At 68.8% G+C, this 16,947-nt stretch carries 15 protein-coding genes; 11 read left to right on the forward strand and 4 right to left on the reverse strand.

Annotated elements, in window-relative coordinates:
* The gene (locus ACFVXA_RS03050; RefSeq protein ID WP_390023628.1) at positions 1-642 is read left to right on the forward strand and encodes a hypothetical protein; all 642 of its coding nucleotides are present in this window, start codon (positions 1-3) and stop codon (positions 640-642) included.
* A 170-nt stretch (positions 643-812) separates the two neighbouring features.
* Here the strand turns inward: ACFVXA_RS03050 and ACFVXA_RS03055 are convergent, their stop codons facing one another.
* Positions 813-1,856 carry a chitinase gene (locus ACFVXA_RS03055; protein WP_390023630.1) on the reverse strand — a complete coding sequence of 348 codons (1,044 nt, stop codon included), beginning with the start codon at positions 1,854-1,856 and terminating at the stop codon, positions 813-815.
* 391 nt (positions 1,857-2,247) lie between these two features.
* Between ACFVXA_RS03055 and ACFVXA_RS03060 the strand changes: the two genes are divergently transcribed.
* The 4 genes from ACFVXA_RS03060 to ACFVXA_RS03075 all read left to right on the forward strand — a co-directional run bounded on the left by ACFVXA_RS03060 (position 2,248) and on the right by ACFVXA_RS03075 (position 7,556).
* Positions 2,248-2,583: a hypothetical protein gene (locus ACFVXA_RS03060; RefSeq protein WP_383736479.1), complete on the forward strand. Its 336-nt coding sequence runs from the start codon at positions 2,248-2,250 to the stop codon at positions 2,581-2,583.
* A gap of 19 nt (positions 2,584-2,602) precedes the next feature.
* Positions 2,603-5,032, forward strand: a complete 2,430-nt coding sequence (locus ACFVXA_RS03065; protein ID WP_389511879.1) for a glycosyltransferase — start codon at positions 2,603-2,605, stop codon at positions 5,030-5,032.
* On the forward strand, positions 5,033-6,664 hold the full coding sequence (locus ACFVXA_RS03070; RefSeq protein WP_390023632.1) for an acyltransferase: 1,632 nt from the start codon (positions 5,033-5,035) through the stop codon (positions 6,662-6,664). It abuts the gene before it with no gap.
* Between the two features lie 199 nt (positions 6,665-6,863).
* A complete protein-coding gene (locus tag ACFVXA_RS03075; protein WP_383736471.1) occupies positions 6,864-7,556 on the forward strand; it encodes a demethylmenaquinone methyltransferase in 693 nt (230 codons plus the stop codon).
* Positions 7,557-7,715: 159 nt separating this feature from the next.
* On the opposite strand, the gene ACFVXA_RS03080 is transcribed toward ACFVXA_RS03075, so the two are convergent.
* Together ACFVXA_RS03080 and ACFVXA_RS03085 are read right to left on the reverse strand one after the other, a co-directional pair.
* A complete protein-coding gene (locus tag ACFVXA_RS03080; protein WP_383736469.1) occupies positions 7,716-8,021 on the reverse strand; it encodes a PASTA domain-containing protein in 306 nt (101 codons plus the stop codon).
* A gap of 241 nt (positions 8,022-8,262) precedes the next feature.
* Entirely contained in the window at positions 8,263-8,769 is a 507-nt protein-coding gene (locus tag ACFVXA_RS03085; RefSeq protein WP_362018639.1) for a GNAT family N-acetyltransferase, read from the reverse strand.
* Positions 8,770-8,867: 98 nt separating this feature from the next.
* Between ACFVXA_RS03085 and ACFVXA_RS03090 the strand changes: the two genes are divergently transcribed.
* Together ACFVXA_RS03090 and ACFVXA_RS03095 are read left to right on the forward strand one after the other, a co-directional pair.
* Positions 8,868-10,169, forward strand: a complete 1,302-nt coding sequence (locus tag ACFVXA_RS03090) for a geranylgeranyl reductase family protein (RefSeq protein WP_362018641.1) — start codon at positions 8,868-8,870, stop codon at positions 10,167-10,169.
* Positions 10,170-10,418: 249 nt separating this feature from the next.
* Complete coding sequence (locus ACFVXA_RS03095; protein WP_390023634.1) at positions 10,419-12,227, forward strand: FAD-dependent oxidoreductase; 1,809 nt, start codon at positions 10,419-10,421, stop codon at positions 12,225-12,227.
* 153 nt (positions 12,228-12,380) lie between these two features.
* Here the strand turns inward: ACFVXA_RS03095 and ACFVXA_RS03100 are convergent, their stop codons facing one another.
* Entirely contained in the window at positions 12,381-13,214 is an 834-nt protein-coding gene (locus ACFVXA_RS03100) for an NlpC/P60 family protein (protein WP_362018644.1), read from the reverse strand.
* Positions 13,215-13,927: 713 nt separating this feature from the next.
* On the opposite strand from ACFVXA_RS03100, the gene ACFVXA_RS03105 reads away from it, so the two are divergent.
* The 4 genes from ACFVXA_RS03105 to ACFVXA_RS03120 are packed head-to-tail and all read left to right on the forward strand — an operon-like array spanning position 13,928 to position 16,933.
* The gene (locus ACFVXA_RS03105; protein WP_007383963.1) at positions 13,928-14,287 is read left to right on the forward strand and encodes an NADH-quinone oxidoreductase subunit A; all 360 of its coding nucleotides are present in this window, start codon (positions 13,928-13,930) and stop codon (positions 14,285-14,287) included.
* Between the two features lie 14 nt (positions 14,288-14,301).
* On the forward strand, positions 14,302-14,856 hold the full coding sequence (locus ACFVXA_RS03110; RefSeq protein WP_003998928.1) for an NADH-quinone oxidoreductase subunit B family protein: 555 nt from the start codon (positions 14,302-14,304) through the stop codon (positions 14,854-14,856).
* Positions 14,853-15,593 carry an NADH-quinone oxidoreductase subunit C gene (locus ACFVXA_RS03115; protein ID WP_362018646.1) on the forward strand — a complete coding sequence of 247 codons (741 nt, stop codon included), beginning with the start codon at positions 14,853-14,855 and terminating at the stop codon, positions 15,591-15,593. The genes ACFVXA_RS03110 and ACFVXA_RS03115 overlap by 4 nt, the downstream gene beginning before the upstream one ends.
* Positions 15,590-16,933 (forward strand): NADH-quinone oxidoreductase subunit D, encoded by a 1,344-nt coding sequence (locus tag ACFVXA_RS03120; protein ID WP_362018648.1) that lies wholly within the window; start codon positions 15,590-15,592, stop codon positions 16,931-16,933. Before ACFVXA_RS03115 ends, ACFVXA_RS03120 begins: the two co-directional genes overlap by 4 nt.
* The last annotated feature ends 14 nt before the right edge of the window (positions 16,934-16,947 follow it).

The raw sequence follows: 16,947 nt of genomic DNA on the forward strand, positions 1-16,947 counted from the left end.
GTGCTGACGATTCATGCCGCCGACCTCCTGATCACGGGGGACTCGCGGCCGTCCGTCCCCGGCGGGGCGGTGCTCGTGCGGGGGCGTGAGCTGGCGGCGCTCGGACCGTTCGAGGAGCTGGCGGCCGCCTGTCCGACGGCTCGGGTCAGGCGGTGGCCCGGGCTGCTGGCCCCGGGGCTGTGCAACCCGTACGGGCCCGAACTGCTGGAGCAGGCCTACCACCCGGACCCGCGTGAGGCGGACGAGCTGGGCACGGAACCCGTCACGGGCGGCGCACTCGCCGCGCTCGCGATGGCCGACGCCCGATGGGGCGCGAGCGCGCGGCGTGGTGTGCAGCGGATGCTGGCACACGGCACGGTCGCCGTCGCGGGCACCCTGCGGCGGACCGCGGTGGCGGATGCCGTGGCCCGCGCGGGGCTGACCGAAGAGCAGCGGTTCGCGCCGCCCGAGGGCACGCCGTCGCTCGATCCGCTCGCCGGGCGGACCCTGGCGGAGGCGACCCTGCTGCCGCTCCCGCCGGAGGGCGTGGACGCGACGTTCGCCGTGTTCGACGTGCCGGACGAGGCAGCGCTCGCGGCTCGCGGAGCCGCGACCTGCGTGGCGACGGTCCTCGCCGGACGACTGGTGTACCGGCGCCGGTAGACAGCCGTCCGCTCAGCCGCCAAGGCCTTGGCGAATGCCCCGAACTCTGCGTCACGCCGCCATAGCCTTGGCGAATGCCCCGAACTCTGCGTGCCCCGCCAAAGCTTTGGCGAAGGCCCCGAACTCTGCGTCACCCCGCCATAGCCTCGGCGAACGCCCCGAACTCTGCGTCACCCCGCCATAGCCTCGGCGAACGCCCCCGAACTCTGCGTCACCCCGCTGCAGTCGGTCGCCGCGTTGTCCGCGGATGCGTTGTCGCTGGAACACTGCTGGTCCCGGAACGTCGACCACATGGACACCCAGGCCATCTCGTTCTCGTCCGCGAACGCCCGTACCTGGGCCGCGTCCGCGAGGGTGAACGTCTCGCCCTTGACGTCCTGTTCGCCGATCATCGAGGTGAGCGCGAGCCCTTGCCACGCGCCCGCGCTCGACAGCCCGAAGACTTCCTTCAGTTGGTCGTGGGCCGCCTTGGCGGACGTCTCGGCGTAGTCGCCCATGTCGCCCGTGTACGAACTGCCGTAGTTCATCGTCATGATGTTGACGGTGGAGACCTGCACGGAGTTGTCGTTGGCGGACTCCAGCAGCGCGATGCTGTCGGAGTCGAGGCCGGACGGCATGACCGGCAGTGTGAAGGAGACCTCGAGGTCGGTGCGCTCCTTCTGGAGCAGCGCGATCGCTTGGGAGCGCAGCGCGACCGAGGCGGAGTCGGTCAGCGCGTCGCCCTCGATGTCGAAGTCCGCCTGGGTCGATCCGGCGGCGTCGAGCGCCTCCCCGTAGGCCGCGGCGAGCGCGCTCGCACTGTCGCAGCTCTCCGCCAGCTCCTTGCCGGAAGCCCCGCCGAAGGAGACGCGCACGCTCGCGCCGGACTCCTTGAGGGTCGAGATGCGGGACTTCACCGCCGAGTTGCCGATGGCGTACGTCCCGTTCCACTTCGGCGTACAGCTGCTGCCGTCCGAGATCACAAAGGCCAGGTTGTACGTCGCCGGCGATCCGGTGGAGTCGGTGCCGGAGGCGGTGGTGGCGCTCACGTACGGGGCGTACGAAGGGGTCGACGAGGTGGTCGACGATGAGCCCTCATCGGCGGGCGCCGTATTGGTCCGCGAGGTCTGGGTGGGCGCCGCGTCCGACGTGCCGTCGCCGCCCGAAGAGCACCCCGCACAGGCCAGAGCCACCAGGCAGACGAGCCCGGCGACCGGCTTCAGGAAACTCCTCATTGCGCATGCACCCGCTCTCGTGATTTCTGTCTCAGGACGGAAACAAAGTGCGATTCCGGAGTTCAAAGGTGGCACATCCGGCGGTGATTCATGACTGCAGCGAGCGCAGAAGAAGCGCATGGGAAAGCGTGCTCAGAGGGGATGATTCGGGCGTGAAAATGGGACGTAAGGTACATGTGCGCCGGGCCTGAGCTGCGCGGATGTTTTTGCATTCTCTCAGGGAATGGACAGGTTGGGTCATTTCTCATGGGTCTCTCACATGAGAACCAGAGAATTGGCCACATAGAGGCGCCCTAATATCCGGGGAATGCAATCCGAGTCAGCCATCGAAAACCGCGCTCCAGTGCGCGGCCGCCGCCGCAAACGCGGCAACGGGCCTGTAGAGGGTCCCGTGTTCGTTGACAACTCTGGGCGCCGGGCCCGTCTGCTGCGCAGAATCGGCATGCTCGTCGGGGTCGTCTGCCTCGGTTACGCGGTCGTGCTCGGAATGGCCTTCATGGGCTGGGGCACCTCGCTCACGCCGTCCTCACTCTTCCCCTTCGGCGGTGGCCGGGCCGGTTCCGCTCCCGGCGCCGGCGAGGGCTACCGCCTCCAGCCACAGGGCGGCCGCGGCCTCGCGCCCAGCGGCGCCCCGACCGGCAGCCCCACCGGCACCCCGCCGTCGGGCGTGCCCACGGGCTCCGCGCCCGCCTCCGCCGCAGCCTCGGCTTCCACCGGCTCCAACTGACCTGGACGCACCGACCCTTATGACTACGACGCCCGCGCGCGGCCGTCGGCGAGCCCCCTCCAAGATGGAGCGGGCGGCCGGCAGGGCCGCGGCGCTGCAGAAACCGCGTGTCATCCTCGCCCTGCTGCTCCTGCTCGGGCTCATCAGCGTGATGCTGCTCGACGGCTATCTGCGCTCCGAGATCGGCAACGACTCGCGGGTGCGTGACGGAGCCGCCTACGACAAGGTGCCGCAGAAGATCCTCGACGGCGGTCCCATCCTCACGTTCGACAACGGCACGGCGAAAACCCAGTCCATCCCGGCGAAGACCATCGCGCTCACCTTCGACGACGGCCCCAACCCGACGTGGACTCCGCAGATTCTCAAGGTCCTGGAGGACAACGACGTCGAGGCCACCTTCTTCATGGTGGGCTCGATGGTCACCCGCGACCCGGGCGTGGTGAAGGACCTGGTGGACCAGGGCAACGAGGTGGGCATCCACACCTTCACCCACGTCGACCTCTCCTACCAGGGCACGGCGCGGCTCCAGCGCGAGCTGAAGCAGACCCAGTTGGCCCTCGCGGGCGCCGCGGGGATCCAGACCACGCTGTTCCGGGCCCCGTACTCCTCGGAAATCAACGCCGTCGACAACTACAGCTGGCCGGTCTACAAGGAGATCGGCAACCTGGGCTACACCAGCGTGTTCGTCGACACCGACAGCGACGACTGGAAGCGGCCCGGCGTCTCGAAGATCGTGCAGTGGGCCACGCCGAAGAACAACGAGGGCGCCGTCGTCCTCATGCACGACGCGGGCGGCAACCGCGCGCAGACGGTGCAGGCGCTCGGCACGTACATCAAGAAGATGAAGGCCAAGGGGTACACGTTCACGACCGTGAGCGGCGCCGAGGCCAAACTCGCGCGGCAGAACGCCCCGCAGAACGCCCAGCGGGCGGCCGGCGCGACGGCCGGCCGGCAGACCGCCGGTCAGGCGACAGGTCAGGCGACAGGTCAGGCGACAGGTCAGGCTGGTGGGGTGGCGACCGGTCAGGCCGATGGGGAGGCGACGGGGCAGGCTGGTGGGGTGGCGACCGGTCAGGCCGGCGGGCAGGCGGCCGGTAACGCGGTCTCCTCGAAGCGCGTCGAGCAGGCCGCCCACAGCAAGGCCACCGGTGCCACCCTCTACGAGGGCAGGGCCCTCATCTGGGCGGTCGCGGTCGCCGAGTGGGTCGTGCCGGTGCTGTCCTGGCTCCTCCTCGTCGTCGGCGTCGCCGTGATGGGCCGTTTCGGGATGATGCTGATCCTCGCCCGTCGCCACTACCGACAGCGCAACAGAAAGCGCGGCAAGGCCGGCAAGGACGGGAAGGGCGGGAAGTTCAGCTGGGGGCCGACGGTCACCCGGCCGGTGACCGTGATCGTGCCCGCGTACAACGAGAAGGAGTGCATCGCCAACACCCTCAAGTCGCTGGCGAAGAGCACCCATCCGATCGAGATCATCGTCGTCGACGACGGTTCCGAGGACAACACGTCCGAGATCGCCGAGTCGCTCGGTATGCCGAACGTCCGCGTCATCCGGCAGGAGAACGCGGGCAAGCCGGCCGCCCTCAACAACGGTGTCCGCAACGCGAGTTACGACATCGTCGTGATGATGGACGGCGATACCGTCTTCGAACCGGACGCCGTGCACCAGCTCGTGCAGCCCTTCGCGGACCCGGAGATCGGCGCGGTCGCGGGCAACGCCAAGGTCGGCAACCGCAACACCATGATCGGCGCCTGGCAGCACATCGAGTACGTGATGGGCTTCAACCTCGACCGTCGCATGTACGACCTGCTGCGCTGCATGCCCACCATCCCGGGCGCGATCGGCGCGTTCCGCCGGGACGCGGTCCTTGAAGTCGGCGGCATGAGCGAGGACACGCTCGCCGAGGACACGGACATCACCATCGCCATGCACCGCGCGGGCTGGCGGGTCGTCTATCAGGAGCACGCGAGGGCCTGGACGGAGGCGCCGGGCTCCCTGAAGCAGCTGTGGTCGCAGCGGTACCGCTGGTCCTACGGCACCATGCAGGCGCTCTGGAAGCACCGCAAGTCCCTCACTGACAAGGGTCCTTCGGGCCGCTTCGGCCGCGTGGGCATGCCCCTGGTCGTGCTCTTCCAGATCGTCACGCCGGTCTTCGCACCGCTCATCGACGTGTTCACCGTCTATTCGATGATCTTCGTGGACTTCCAGGCGGCACTGCTCGCCTGGCTGGGTGTCCTCGCCGTCCAACTCGTCTGCGCGGCCTACGCGTTCCGACTCGACCGGGAGAAGTACCGCTACCTCGCGATGCTGCCGCTGCAGCAACTCGCGTACCGCCAGATGATGTACCTGGTTCTGATCCACTCCTGCGTCACGGCCCTGACCGGCGGACGCCTCCGCTGGCAGAAGCTCAAGCGCACGGGTGAGGTCGGAACCCCGGCAGGAGTGAGCTAGATGAGCTGGGGCGCGGAACAACAGGGGCAGGGGCAGGGGCACGAGCGGGGACACGGACAGGAACAGGGGCACGGGCAGGAACAGGGGCACGGGCAGGGGCACGGGCAGGGGCAGGGGCAGGGACAAGAGGAGTACGGCTACGGGTATGGGGGTCAGCAGGATCCGTACGGCTACGGACAGCAGCCCCAGCAGTACAGCCAGGCATATCCCCAGTCCACCCAGCCCACCCAGCCCACCCAGCCCACCCAGCACACCCAGTACACCCAGCCGTACCCCGACCACGGCCAGGGGTACGCCGACGAGGGCCTGCGGTACCCCGACAGCACGGCCCCCCTGCCGCCGGTGGAACCGGAGCCCGGTGCCGCCACCGTTGCAGCCACGGCCGTGGGCGAACGTCCCGCAGGGCGATGGGGGTCCCCCCTGGTCGAGCAAGGCCGAGAGCTCGGGGGAGGGTGGGCACATCTCACAGCGGACGGCGCCGTGGAACCCGACCTCAGCCCCAGCCTCAGCCCTAACCCCAGCCCCAGCCCCGGCGCCGGGAAGCCAGAGGGCTTGCCCTCCGACCCCGCGACGAAGGCGAAGCCGAGGGGCGGTCGCGACCGCTACTTCGACGCGCTGCGCGCCATCGCGCTCGTCCGCGTCGTGGCCTACCACACCTTCGGCTGGCCCTGGGCAAGCATGATCTTCCCGTCGATGGGCGTGATGTTCGCGCTCGCCGGCACCCTGATGGCCAGGTCCCTGGAGCGCCCCGCGCTCAAGGTGGTCAAGAGCCGGATGCGGCGACTGCTGCCGCCCTTCTGGTTCTGGGGATTCTTCGTCGTGCTGGCGATGCTGATCCACGGCTGGATGCCGGGCTGGCAGATCGTCTTCTGGGTCGTGCCCGTCGGCGACCCGCCGGGCAACCAGTGGGGGATGCAGGCCTGGGAGATCCTCTGGTACCTGCGGGCATACCTCTGGTTCGTCCTCCTGTCGCCGGTGCTCCTGAAGGTGTTCCGCAAGGCGCCGGTCCCGGTGCTGCTGCTCTCCCTCGTGCCGATCGTGGTCTTCCAGTACGGGTGGCAGCCGCCGGACAACCGCTTCGGCAGCGGCCTGACGGACCTGGCCACCTTCCTGTTCTGCTGGCTGGTCGGATTCGCGCACCGTGAGGGCGTGCTCCAGCGGCTGAAGCCCGCCGCGGTGATCCTGCTGTCGCTGGCCGCGCTGGCCTACGGCGGCTGGTACGCCTTGACCCACCAGGCCGAAACCGGGTCGTACGACATGGACGACATCCCGCTCGCCCAGACCTTCTGGTCGGCCGGCTTCGTCACGCTGCTGATGTATTTCAAGGCGTACTACGACGTCGACTTCGCCTGGCTCGCCCGCTTCAAGCGGCTGGACCGGACGGTGACGATCTTCAACGGGCGGGCCGTGACGATCTACCTCTGGCACGAGATCGCGCTGGTGCTCGCGGTTCCGCTGATCGATCAGTTCTGGAAGGTGCCCGCCTTCGAGAAGTGGCTGCCACTGGAGAGCCAGTGGTTCATGTTCGGCATCGGCTGGGTGCTGATCTGGATCGCGATCCCGCTGTTCGGCTGGGTCGAGGACGTGGCCGCGAAGAAGAAGCCGAAGCTGCTCCCCTCAGGGGGCACGTGAGAGCGGCGTACGGGCTGCAGCAAGGCGCCCGGATGAAGATCGGCGTAGAAGGAGAAGCTGCCGTGACGCGTCCGGACGGAGAGCGGCGTATGGGCGTACGAGCTGCCGTAAGGCGTCCGGATGAAGACCGGCGTACGGGCCGGGCGCTGGAGAGTCGCCCGGTCCGTACTGCCACAGTCCGTACTGCCACAATGGGTCCGTGACCCGCGCATCCCTGGACAAGCAGCCGCACGAAGTCGCCTCGATGTTCGACGACGTGGCGGAACGGTACGACCTGACCAACGACGTGCTGTCGCTCGGCCAGGCCCGGCTGTGGCGCAAGGAGGTCGCGAAGGCGGTCGACGCCCGGCCCGCGCAGAAGATCCTGGACCTGGCGGCCGGTACGGCGACCTCGTCCCTCCCCTTCGCCCGCACCGGCGCGTACGTCGTGCCCTGCGACTTCTCCCTCGGCATGCTCAGGGTCGGCAAGAGGAACAACCCCTGGCTGCCGCTCACGGCGGGCGACGCTACGAAGCTGCCCTTCAAGGACGACACCTTCGACGCGGTCACGATCTCCTTCGGGCTGCGCAACGTGCAGGACACCGACACCGCGCTGAGCGAGCTGTACCGGGTGACCAAGCCCGGCGGACGTGTCGTGATCTGCGAGTTCTCGCACCCCACCTGGGCGCCGTTCCGCACGGTGTACACCGAGTACCTGATGCGCGCGCTGCCGCCGGTCGCCCGCGCGGTCTCCTCCAACCCCGAGGCGTATGTCTACCTCGCCGAGTCCATCCGCGCCTGGCCGAACCAGCCCGAGCTGGCCGAGCGGCTGCGCAAGGCGGGCTGGTCGAAGGTGGCCTGGCGCAACCTGACCGGCGGCGTGGTGGCACTGCACCGGGGCTTCAAGGCCTGACCGAGACACAGGCCCCGGCACGCAGGGCCGCGGTACGCAGGGCCGCGCCACACGGGGTCGCGCCACACGGGGCCGCGGCATACGGGGCCCTGGCACATGCGGTCCCGGCACACGCAGTCCCAGCACATGCGGCCCCGGCACACGCGGCATTGGCACCGATTACCTGAGGACCTCGAACGGGTCGCCCGGTTCGTCCAGTTCGCGGCGCATCCCGCCAGACGGCGGACGGGGCAGCCGTGGCTCGCGCACCCCCGCGCCGCCCTCGGCGTCACCGAGGTCGAACCACACGGTCACGACGGCGCCTCGCGGGACCTCGGCGCCGGCCGGCGGAAATTGGCGTACGACGTAATCGACGACCGTGTGAGGGAAGTCGGGCCGGTCGGGTGCCACGAGCAGCACCCCTCTGGCCTCGGCCGTCTCGCGCGCGTCCACGGCCATCAGGCCCACCAGTCGCGGTACGCGCACTTCGGGTGTTTCGGGCGGTATGTACACAGACGTCACCCCCAGCGGTACCGGAAGGGTAAGCCTCCGCCGGGCCCTTTCGGAAGCTGTCAGGGGGCTTGCCCGGAGCCGTCGGGTGGTGTGCCGGAGCCGTCGGACGCTGTGCGGGAGCCGACCGGTGGCGTGCGGGAGCCGACAGGTGGGTGTGCGGGAGCCGACCGGTGGCGTGCGGGAGAGGGCCGGTCGGCCGGGGCGCCGGAAGCCGTCAGAGGGCCAGCCGGTAGCAGTGCGCGGGCTGCTCCAGCTCCGGGTGGGGGAAGTGCTCGGACAGTTCCATCCCGAGCCGTCGGGTCACGGCGATGGACCGGGCGTTGTCAGCTCTGACCATGGCGACGACCTGGGAGACGCCCGCCGCGCGCACCTTCTCCAGGGTGGCGAGAGCAGCCGCCGTGGCGTACCCCTTGCCCCAGTGCGCCCGCCCGAGCCGCCAGCCGATCTCGATCTCTCCCTGGGGCCCCCAGTCGCGCGGCCACGGCTGCGCGCCCGTGAAGCCCAGCACCTCACCGTCCGACCCGACCATGGTCCACAGACAGAACCCGAGCTCGGCGTCGTGCCGCCGCTGCCGCGCGGTGAGCTCCTCGTACACCGACAGTTCGGCCGCCCGGCCCCCGTGGAACTCCATGACCTCGGGGTCGGCGAAGATCCGGTGCCAGGCGAACGCGTCCTCGTCGGTGGGGACTCGGAGCTGTACGTCGGGGAGAGCTCGGTTCACGGGGCAGCCCTTCAACCAGGTGATCAGTACCGCTGCATAGACTGCCCATGTCCACCGCCCGTCAGCACGTTGATTTCGCATCTTGGGGAGAACCCGCCGTGACCGAGCCCCAGCCCCTCTCCGAAAACACCGCCGATGTCATCGTCGTCGGGGCCGGGCCAGCCGGTTCCACCACCGCCTACTACCTGGCGAAGGCGGGACTGGACGTGCTGCTCCTGGAGAAGACCGCGTTCCCGCGCGAGAAGGTCTGCGGCGACGGGCTGACCCCGCGCGCCACCAAGCAGCTCGTCTCGATGGGTATCGACATCTCCGAGGAAGCGGGCTGGCTGCGCAACAAGGGGCTGCGCATCATCGGCGGCGGCTCCCGGCTTCAGCTGGACTGGCCGGATCTCGCCTCCTACCCCGACTACGGACTCGTACGGAAGCGGGACGACTTCGACGAGCAGCTGGCCCGGCAGGCGCAGAAGGCGGGCGCGCGGCTGTACGAGCGCTGCAACGTCGGCGCCCCGATCCTCGACGACCGCACCGGCCGCATCACCGGCGTGCACGCGAAGCTGGGCGACACCGACTCGAAGGAGAAGCGAGAGGTGACCTTCCACGCCCCGCTGGTGGTGGCGGCCGACGGCAATTCCACCCGCCTCTCCCTGGCCATGGGCCTGCACCGCCGCGAGGACCGCCCGATGGGCGTCGCGGTCCGTACGTACTTCACCTCCCCGCGTCACGAGGACGACTACCTGGAGTCCTGGCTGGAGCTGTGGGACCGCCGGGGGCCCGAGGACCGTCTTCTGCCCGGCTACGGCTGGATCTTCGGCATGGGCGACGGCACCTCGAACGTCGGCCTCGGCGTGCTCAACACCTCCGACTCCTTCAAGGAGCTGGACTGGCGGGAGGTCCTGAAGGCGTGGTGCGCGTCCATGCCGGAGGACTGGGGCTACACCCCCGAGAACATGACCGGCCCGATCCGCGGCGCCGCCCTCCCCATGGCCTTCAACCGCCAACCGCACTACACGAAGGGCCTGTTGCTCGTCGGCGACGCCGGCGGCCTGGTGAACCCCTTCAACGGCGAGGGCATCGCCTACGCCATGGAGTCCGGCCAGATCGCCGCCGACGTCATCGTCCAGGCCCACGCGCGCGCCACCCCGGGCCAGCGCGAACTGGCCCTCCAGCGCTACCCGCAGGTCCTCAAGGACACCTACGGCGGCTACTACACCCTCGGCCGCGCCTTCGTGAAGCTCATCGGCAACCCGAAGGTCATGAAGATCGCCACCCAGCGCGGCCTGACCCACCCGCTGCTGATGAAGTTCACGCTGAAGATGCTCGCGAACCTGACCGACCCGACGGGCGGCGACGCCATGGACCGCATCATCAACGGTCTGTCGAAGGTTGCACCGAAAGCCTGATCATGCGGGACCACCTTTGACTCGGTCCTACCAAGGTGGCCCCGAAGGCATAGCCGACGTGCCCTTGGCGGCGTGACGGCGCCAACCGGCTGAGCCAGGGCGGCGGCGGGCCCGTTGCCGATGTGACGGGCTTTCCCCGGGCGGGCCCACGTGGCGTGGCTGGTTCTCCTTCAGCCGGTGTGTGGATGCTGTGGGTGGCCGGTCGGCGGCCTTCCGGCCTCCGGCGCCGCTCCCTACCCTCCCGTACTCATGACAACAGAACACTCGGAACAGTCCCAGGACCACATCGGACACTCACGCAGACGCTTCCTGGCCGGTGCCGGAGGCGCTCTCGGCGCCGTCGCGTTATGGCCCGGAAGCGCGAACGCGGCCTCGGGCAAGCGTGTCGCCGTCCTCGGGGGCGGCGTCTCCGGCCTCAGCGCCGCCCATGAACTCGCCGAGCGGGGCTACGCGGTGACCGTCTACGAGTACTACGACGTCCTCGGCGGCAAGGCCCGCTCGATGGACGTCCCCGGAACGGCCGACGGCGGCCGTAAGCCGCTCCCCGGCGAACACGGCTTCCGGTTCTTCCCCGGTTTCTACCGGAATCTCCCCGACGTGATGCGGCGAATTCCCTTCCCCGGCAACGCGAACGGCGTCCACGACAACCTGCGCGGCGGCACCGAGGCCCTCTTCGCCCGCGCCGGTGGCCGGCCCGACCTGCACTTCCCTCTGCGGCGGGTGACCACCCCGCCCGCGCCCGGCGACATCACCACCTCGTGGATCCGCGACCAACTGCTGTCCGTCCTCGACCTGGGCACCCGGCTGCCCGCCCACGAGGCCGCGTACTTCGCCGACCGCCTCCTCGTCCACCTCACCAGCTGCGACGCCCGCCGCGAGGACCAGTGGGAGAAGACCTCCTGGTGGGACTTCATCCGCGCCGAGGAGATGAGCGAGGAGTACCGGACGCTCCTCGGCATCGGCCAGACCCGCAACCTCGTCGCCACCCGCGCCGAAGTGGCCTCCACGCGCACGGTCGGCCGCGTCATCATCGAGGCCCTGCTGCTGTGGGGCCTGCTCGGCCGCGGCATGGACGGCGACGCCGACATCGACCGCGTGCTCAACGCCCCGACGAGTGAGGCGTGGATCGCCCCCTGGGAGGCGTATCTGCGCTCGCTGGACGTCGAGTTCGTGATGCGTACCCAGGTGCGCGAGGTCCTGTACGCGGGCGGGCGCGTCACCGGCGTGCGGGTCTCGGCCGCCGACGGAAGTCAGGAACGCACGGTCACCGCCGACCACTACGTCTCGGCGATGCCGGTGGAGCATGCGCGGGGGACCTGGGGCCGGGCCCTGCGCGCCGCCGACCCGCAGCTCGCCAAGTGCGATGCCCTGAAGACGGACTGGATGGTGGGCATCCAGTTCTATCTGCGCACGCCGACGCCCGTGGTGCACGGGCACATCAACTGCCTCGACTCACCGTGGTCGGTGACGGGCATCGGCCAGGCCCAATTCTGGGACGTACGCGACTTTTCGGCCGACTACGGCGACGGCAGAGCCCATGACTGCCTCTCGGCGATCGTCTCGGAGTGGGACAAGCCGGGAATCCTCTACGGCAAGACGGCCCGGGAGTGCACGAAGGAGGAGATCGTCGCCGAGACCTGGGCGCAGCTCAAGGACGGCCTCAACGACTCCGGGAAGACCACGCTCACGGACGCCGACCGGATCGGCTGGTTCATGGACCCGGCGGTGACGGGGCTCGGCGGCCCGGCCCCGCAGAACCGCGAGCCGCTCCTCGTGCACCCGACGGGAACCCTCTACAACCGCCCCTCGGCCCGCACCGCGGTGCCGAACTTCTTCCTCGCCGGCGACTACGTGCGCACCGACGTGGACCTGGCCACCATGGAAGGCGCCAACGAGTCCGCACGCCGGGCCGTCAACGCACTCCTGGACGCGGACAATTCGGGCGCCGAGCGCTGTGAGATCTGGGAGCTGTACCGGCCGCCGGAGATGGAATCCCTCAAGCGCGTGGACGAACTCCGCTACAAGCTGGGCTTGCCCAACACATTCGACCTCGGATAGGGCGAATCCGTACCAGTCTGGGGCGAACCCGACCCAGGGTAGGGCGAACCTGGCCCCAGGGAGGGCGAACCTGGCCCCAGGGAGGGCGAACCCGGCCCAAGGTAGGGCGAAAGGGCCCCCGCCCCCGAGGCGGCGGCCCTCACGCCGTACGTGTCAGAGGACTCGCACCGCGCCCGTCGCGGGGTAGCCCGAAAGGTCCTGAATCACCACACCCTTGGAGGGGTTGGCCGCGTCCAGGTACTGGCCGTTACCGATGTACACACCCACGTGGTACGCCGAACCGGCCGAACCCCAGTAGAGGATGTCGCCGACCTGGACGTTGGACAGCGACACCGGCGTACCGGCCGTCGACTGGTCCTGCGAGACGCGCGGCAGATCGACGCCGACCTGCTTGAACGCGGCCTGCACCAGACCCGAGCAGTCCCACGCGTTGGGTCCGGTGCCCCCCATGACGTACGCGTCGCCGACCTGTGCCTTGAGGAAGGCGATGACGGTCGCGACACTGCCGCTGGCCGGGGCGGAGACCGTCGTGGACGGGGAAGCGGACGCGGACAGGGTGGTCCGCTCCGAGGAACGCGAGGCGGCCTGGGCGGCGGCGGCCTTGCGCGCGGCCTCGGCCTTCTTCTTGGCCTCCGCCTTCTTCTTGGCGTCCGCGAGGTCCGCCTTGGCCTGCTTCGCGGCCTTTGCGGCGGCCGCGTCACGCTCGGCCTGCAGCTCGTAGTTGGCCGCGGCCTGCTGGGTGGCGTCCGCGGACTGCGCGACCTGAGTGGCCAGGTCGGCCGTCAGCGTGGGCAGTTCGAGGGTCTGCGTCACGGGCTCGTCGGCGTACGCCGAACCCGACGCCCCGGCCACTGCCAGGGTGCTGAGAACGCCACCGGCAACTCCGGCGCGCACCGCGAGCGACGACGCGTTGCGGCGAGGTTTCCGGTGGCTTCGTATGTGTGCGGTGTGGGACATGGGTACAAGCGGTACCAGGGGCTCCTCCATACCTTCAAGAAACGTGTGCTGCGCCACAGTTGTTCAATCCGCGGCCGAATTCAACGCGCGTCACTCTTTATTGACGCCGTAACGGGCATTGCGGACACGGTCCACCAAGCCCGTGATCATGGCCTTTCGGTATTACGTCCGGATTGCCCGCCGCTTACCACTGGTTGAAGCCGGTGGCCAAGCCCGGCTTATCTGACCCATAGGTAGATGTGGCGCAGGTCACGGAACGGTCACCTCGGTGATGGCGTCTCGCGCGGGAGTCCGCCCCGCCTCCGCTCGTGAACGCGTGCACGCGTCCACATCCGTCCCCGCACCTCCCACGGAGGTGTGAACGCGCCCTCTATCAAGGCACCGCGTCCAGCACCAATTTGCATGCAGGGGAATTCTCTTGATATGGAGACGCCGCCTCGGAGCTGCGATGACGAGCGGAAATGTCACCTCTGGTGATCGACCGGACGCTTCGGGTGTGAAGATCACTGCTCATCCGACTTCATGATCGTTCGTCAGGTGGTGGAGATCACAAAGCTTGTGCAATACCCCGTGTCGCAGATCACAGACCGCCGGGCATAAGATGCGTGGCAGTTGGGCTTGTGACCTGCTTCACATGTACGCGATCTTCGTCGGGACGCACGGGGCTCGTGGGACGAGTGAGGCGGGTGAGCTCGTCCGACGCAACCGCCAGCAGTCAGTGCCGACTGAGAGGAGCGAGGAGCGTGAACGCGTATGCGCCGATCCTCGTACTGGGAGCCCTCGGGGCAGGCTTTGCGATCTTCTCCGTGGTCATGGCCACGCTGATCGGTCCGAAGCGGTACAACCGGGCCAAGCTCGAGGCCTATGAGTGCGGGATCGAGCCGACCCCCACGCCGGCCGGCGGCGGGCGCTTCCCCATCAAGTACTACCTGACGGCGATGCTCTTCATCGTCTTCGACATCGAGATCGTCTTCCTCTACCCCTGGGCCGTCACCTTCGACGCCCTGGGTGTTTTCGGGCTCGTGGAGATGTTGCTCTTCGTGCTCACCGTCTTCGTCGCGTACGCGTACGTATGGCGGCGCGGCGGCCTGGAATGGGACTGAGGGGCCTTTAAGACATGGGACTCGAAGAAAAACTGCCGAGCGGATTCCTGCTGACCACCGTCGAGCAGGCCGCGGGCTGGGTGCGCAAGGCGTCCGTCTTCCCCGCCACGTTCGGACTCGCCTGCTGCGCCATCGAGATGATGACGACCGGCGCCGGGCGCTACGACCTGGCCCGCTTCGGTATGGAGGTCTTCCGCGGATCGCCGCGCCAGGCGGATCTGATGATCGTGGCCGGCCGGGTCAGCCAGAAGATGGCGCCGGTACTGCGGCAGGTCTATGACCAGATGCCCAACCCCAAGTGGGTGATCTCCATGGGGGTTTGCGCCTCATCAGGTGGAATGTTCAACAACTACGCCATTGTGCAGGGCGTCGACCACATCGTCCCGGTCGACATCTATTTGCCCGGCTGTCCGCCGCGGCCCGAGATGCTGATGGACGCGATCCTCAAGCTCCACCAGAAGATCCAGACCTCCAAGCTCGGCGTGAACGCCGAGGAGGCGGCCCGCGAGGCGGAGGAAGCGGCGCTCAAGGCGCTCCCCACCATCGAGATGAAGGGCCTGCTGCGGTGAGCGACGCGAACGGCAACGGGGTCAACCCCGAGAAGGACCTCGGCGCCTCCAACCTCCCGGGTCAGCGAGGCGACAAGGGCGAGGAGATCCGCGTCCAGCGCGGCATGTTCGGCGCCAACAACGGCGGTGACACCTCCGGCTACGGCGGCCTGGTCCGCTCCATCCGGCTCCCCGGCCCGGCCACCCGCCCCTACGGCGGCTGGTTCGACGAGGTCGCCGACGAGCTGGAGGGCGCCCTGGAGGAACAGGGGCTCGTCCCCGGGAACGCCATCGAGAAGACGATCGTCGACCGTGACGAGATCACCTTCCACATCGAACGCGAGTACCTGGTCCGCGTCGCCCAGACCCTGCGCGACGACCCGGCCCTCCGCTTCGAACTGTGCACGGGCGTGAGCGGAGTGCACTACCTCAGTGACAAGGGCCGCGAGCTGCACGCCGTCTACCACCTGCGCTCGATCACCCATAACCGGCTGATCCGCCTGGAGGTCAGCGCCCCCGACGCCGACCCGCACATCCCCTCGCTCGTCTCCGTCTATCCGACGAACGACTGGCACGAGCGCGAGACGTACGACTTCTTCGGGCTGATCTTCGATGGGCACCCGGCCCTGACGCGGATCATGATGCCCGACGACTGGCAAGGCTTCCCGCAGCGCAAGGACTACCCCCTCGGCGGCATCCCCGTCGAGTACAAGGGCGCCCAGATCCCGGCTCCGGACCAGCGGAGGTCGTACTCATGAGCACGCAGACCCCTTCTCCGGGCGCATCCGCCGCTTCGGCGCGCGAGACGACCGAAGGCACCGTCTACACGGTCACCGGCGGCGACTGGGACGAGATCGCCCAGTCCGCGGCGAAGTCCGACGACGAACGCATCATCGTCAACATGGGGCCGCAGCACCCGTCCACGCACGGTGTCCTCCGGCTCATCCTGGAGATCGACGGCGAGACGGTCACCGAGGCCCGCTGCGGCATCGGCTACCTCCACACGGGCATCGAGAAGAACCTCGAATTCCGCACGTGGACCCAGGGCACCACCTTTGTGACGCGCATGGACTACCTGACGCCGTTCTTCAACGAGACGGCGTACTGTCTCGCCGTCGAGAAGCTCCTCGGCATCACGGACCAGATCCCCGACCGCGCCTCGATCATCCGGGTGCTCCTGATGGAGCTGAACCGGCTCTCCTCCCACCTGGTGTGCATCGCCACCGGCGGCATGGAGCTGGGCGCCACCACGATCATGATCTACGGCTTCCGTGATCGTGAACTCATTCTCGACATCTACGAGCTGATCACCGGCCTGCGGATGAACCACGCGTACATCCGCCCCGGCGGACTCGCCCAGGACCTGCCCCCGGGCGCGGTGGACCAGATCCGCGAGTTCGTGAAGAAGATGAAGAAGAACCTTCCCGAGTACGACAAGCTCGCCACCGGGAACCCCATCTTCAAGGCCCGTATGCAGGACGTCGGCTATCTCGACCTGGCCGGCTGCATGGCCCTCGGCGCCACCGGCCCGGTCCTCCGCTCGGCGGGCCTGCCGCACGACCTGCGCAAGTCCCAGCCGTACTGCGGCTACGAGACGTACGACTTCGAGGTCCCGACCGCAGACACCTGCGACTCCTACGGGCGCTTCCTGATCCGCCTGGAGGAGATGCGCCAGTCGCTGCGGATCGTCGAGCAGTGCCTGGACCGGCTGCAGCCAGGGCCGGTCATGGTCGCCGACAAGAAGATCGCCTGGCCCGCCCAGCTCGCGCTCGGCCCCGACGGTCTCGGCAACTCCCTCGATCACATCAAGAAGATCATGGGCACCTCCATGGAGGCCCTGATCCACCACTTCAAGCTGGTGACCGAGGGCTTCCGCGTCCCGCCGGGGCAGGCGTACGCGGCGGTCGAGTCGCCCAAGGGCGAGCTCGGGGTGCACGCCGTGTCCGACGGAGGCACCCGCCCCTACCGGGTCCACTTCCGGGACCCGTCCTTCACCAACCTGCAGGCCATGGCGGCGATGTGCGAGGGCGGCCAGGTCGCCGACGTCATCGTCGCCGTCGCGTCCATCGACCCCGTGATGGGAGGCGTCGACCGGTGACCACCACTCCCGAG

It is taken from the genome of Streptomyces sp. NPDC058246, assembly GCF_042881985.1.
In the GTDB taxonomy this organism is placed as follows: Bacteria; Actinomycetota; Actinomycetes; order Streptomycetales; family Streptomycetaceae; genus Streptomyces.

Bases quoted from the DNA above. Each gene is read 5' to 3' on its own strand.
- ACFVXA_RS03055 (WP_390023630.1), bottom strand. From the start codon at position 1,856: ATGAGGAGTTTCCTGAAGCCGGTCGCCGGGCTCGTCTGCCTGGTGGCT.
- ACFVXA_RS03065 (WP_389511879.1), top strand. From the start codon at position 2,603: ATGACTACGACGCCCGCGCGCGGCCGTCGGCGAGCCCCCTCCAAGATG.
- ACFVXA_RS03070 (WP_390023632.1), top strand. From the start codon at position 5,033: ATGAGCTGGGGCGCGGAACAACAGGGGCAGGGGCAGGGGCACGAGCGG.
- ACFVXA_RS03095 (WP_390023634.1), top strand. From the start codon at position 10,419: ATGACAACAGAACACTCGGAACAGTCCCAGGACCACATCGGACACTCA.
- ACFVXA_RS03100 (WP_362018644.1), bottom strand. From the start codon at position 13,214: ATGGAGGAGCCCCTGGTACCGCTTGTACCCATGTCCCACACCGCACAC.
- ACFVXA_RS03110 (WP_003998928.1), top strand. From the start codon at position 14,302: ATGGGACTCGAAGAAAAACTGCCGAGCGGATTCCTGCTGACCACCGTC.
- ACFVXA_RS03120 (WP_362018648.1), top strand. From the start codon at position 15,590: ATGAGCACGCAGACCCCTTCTCCGGGCGCATCCGCCGCTTCGGCGCGC.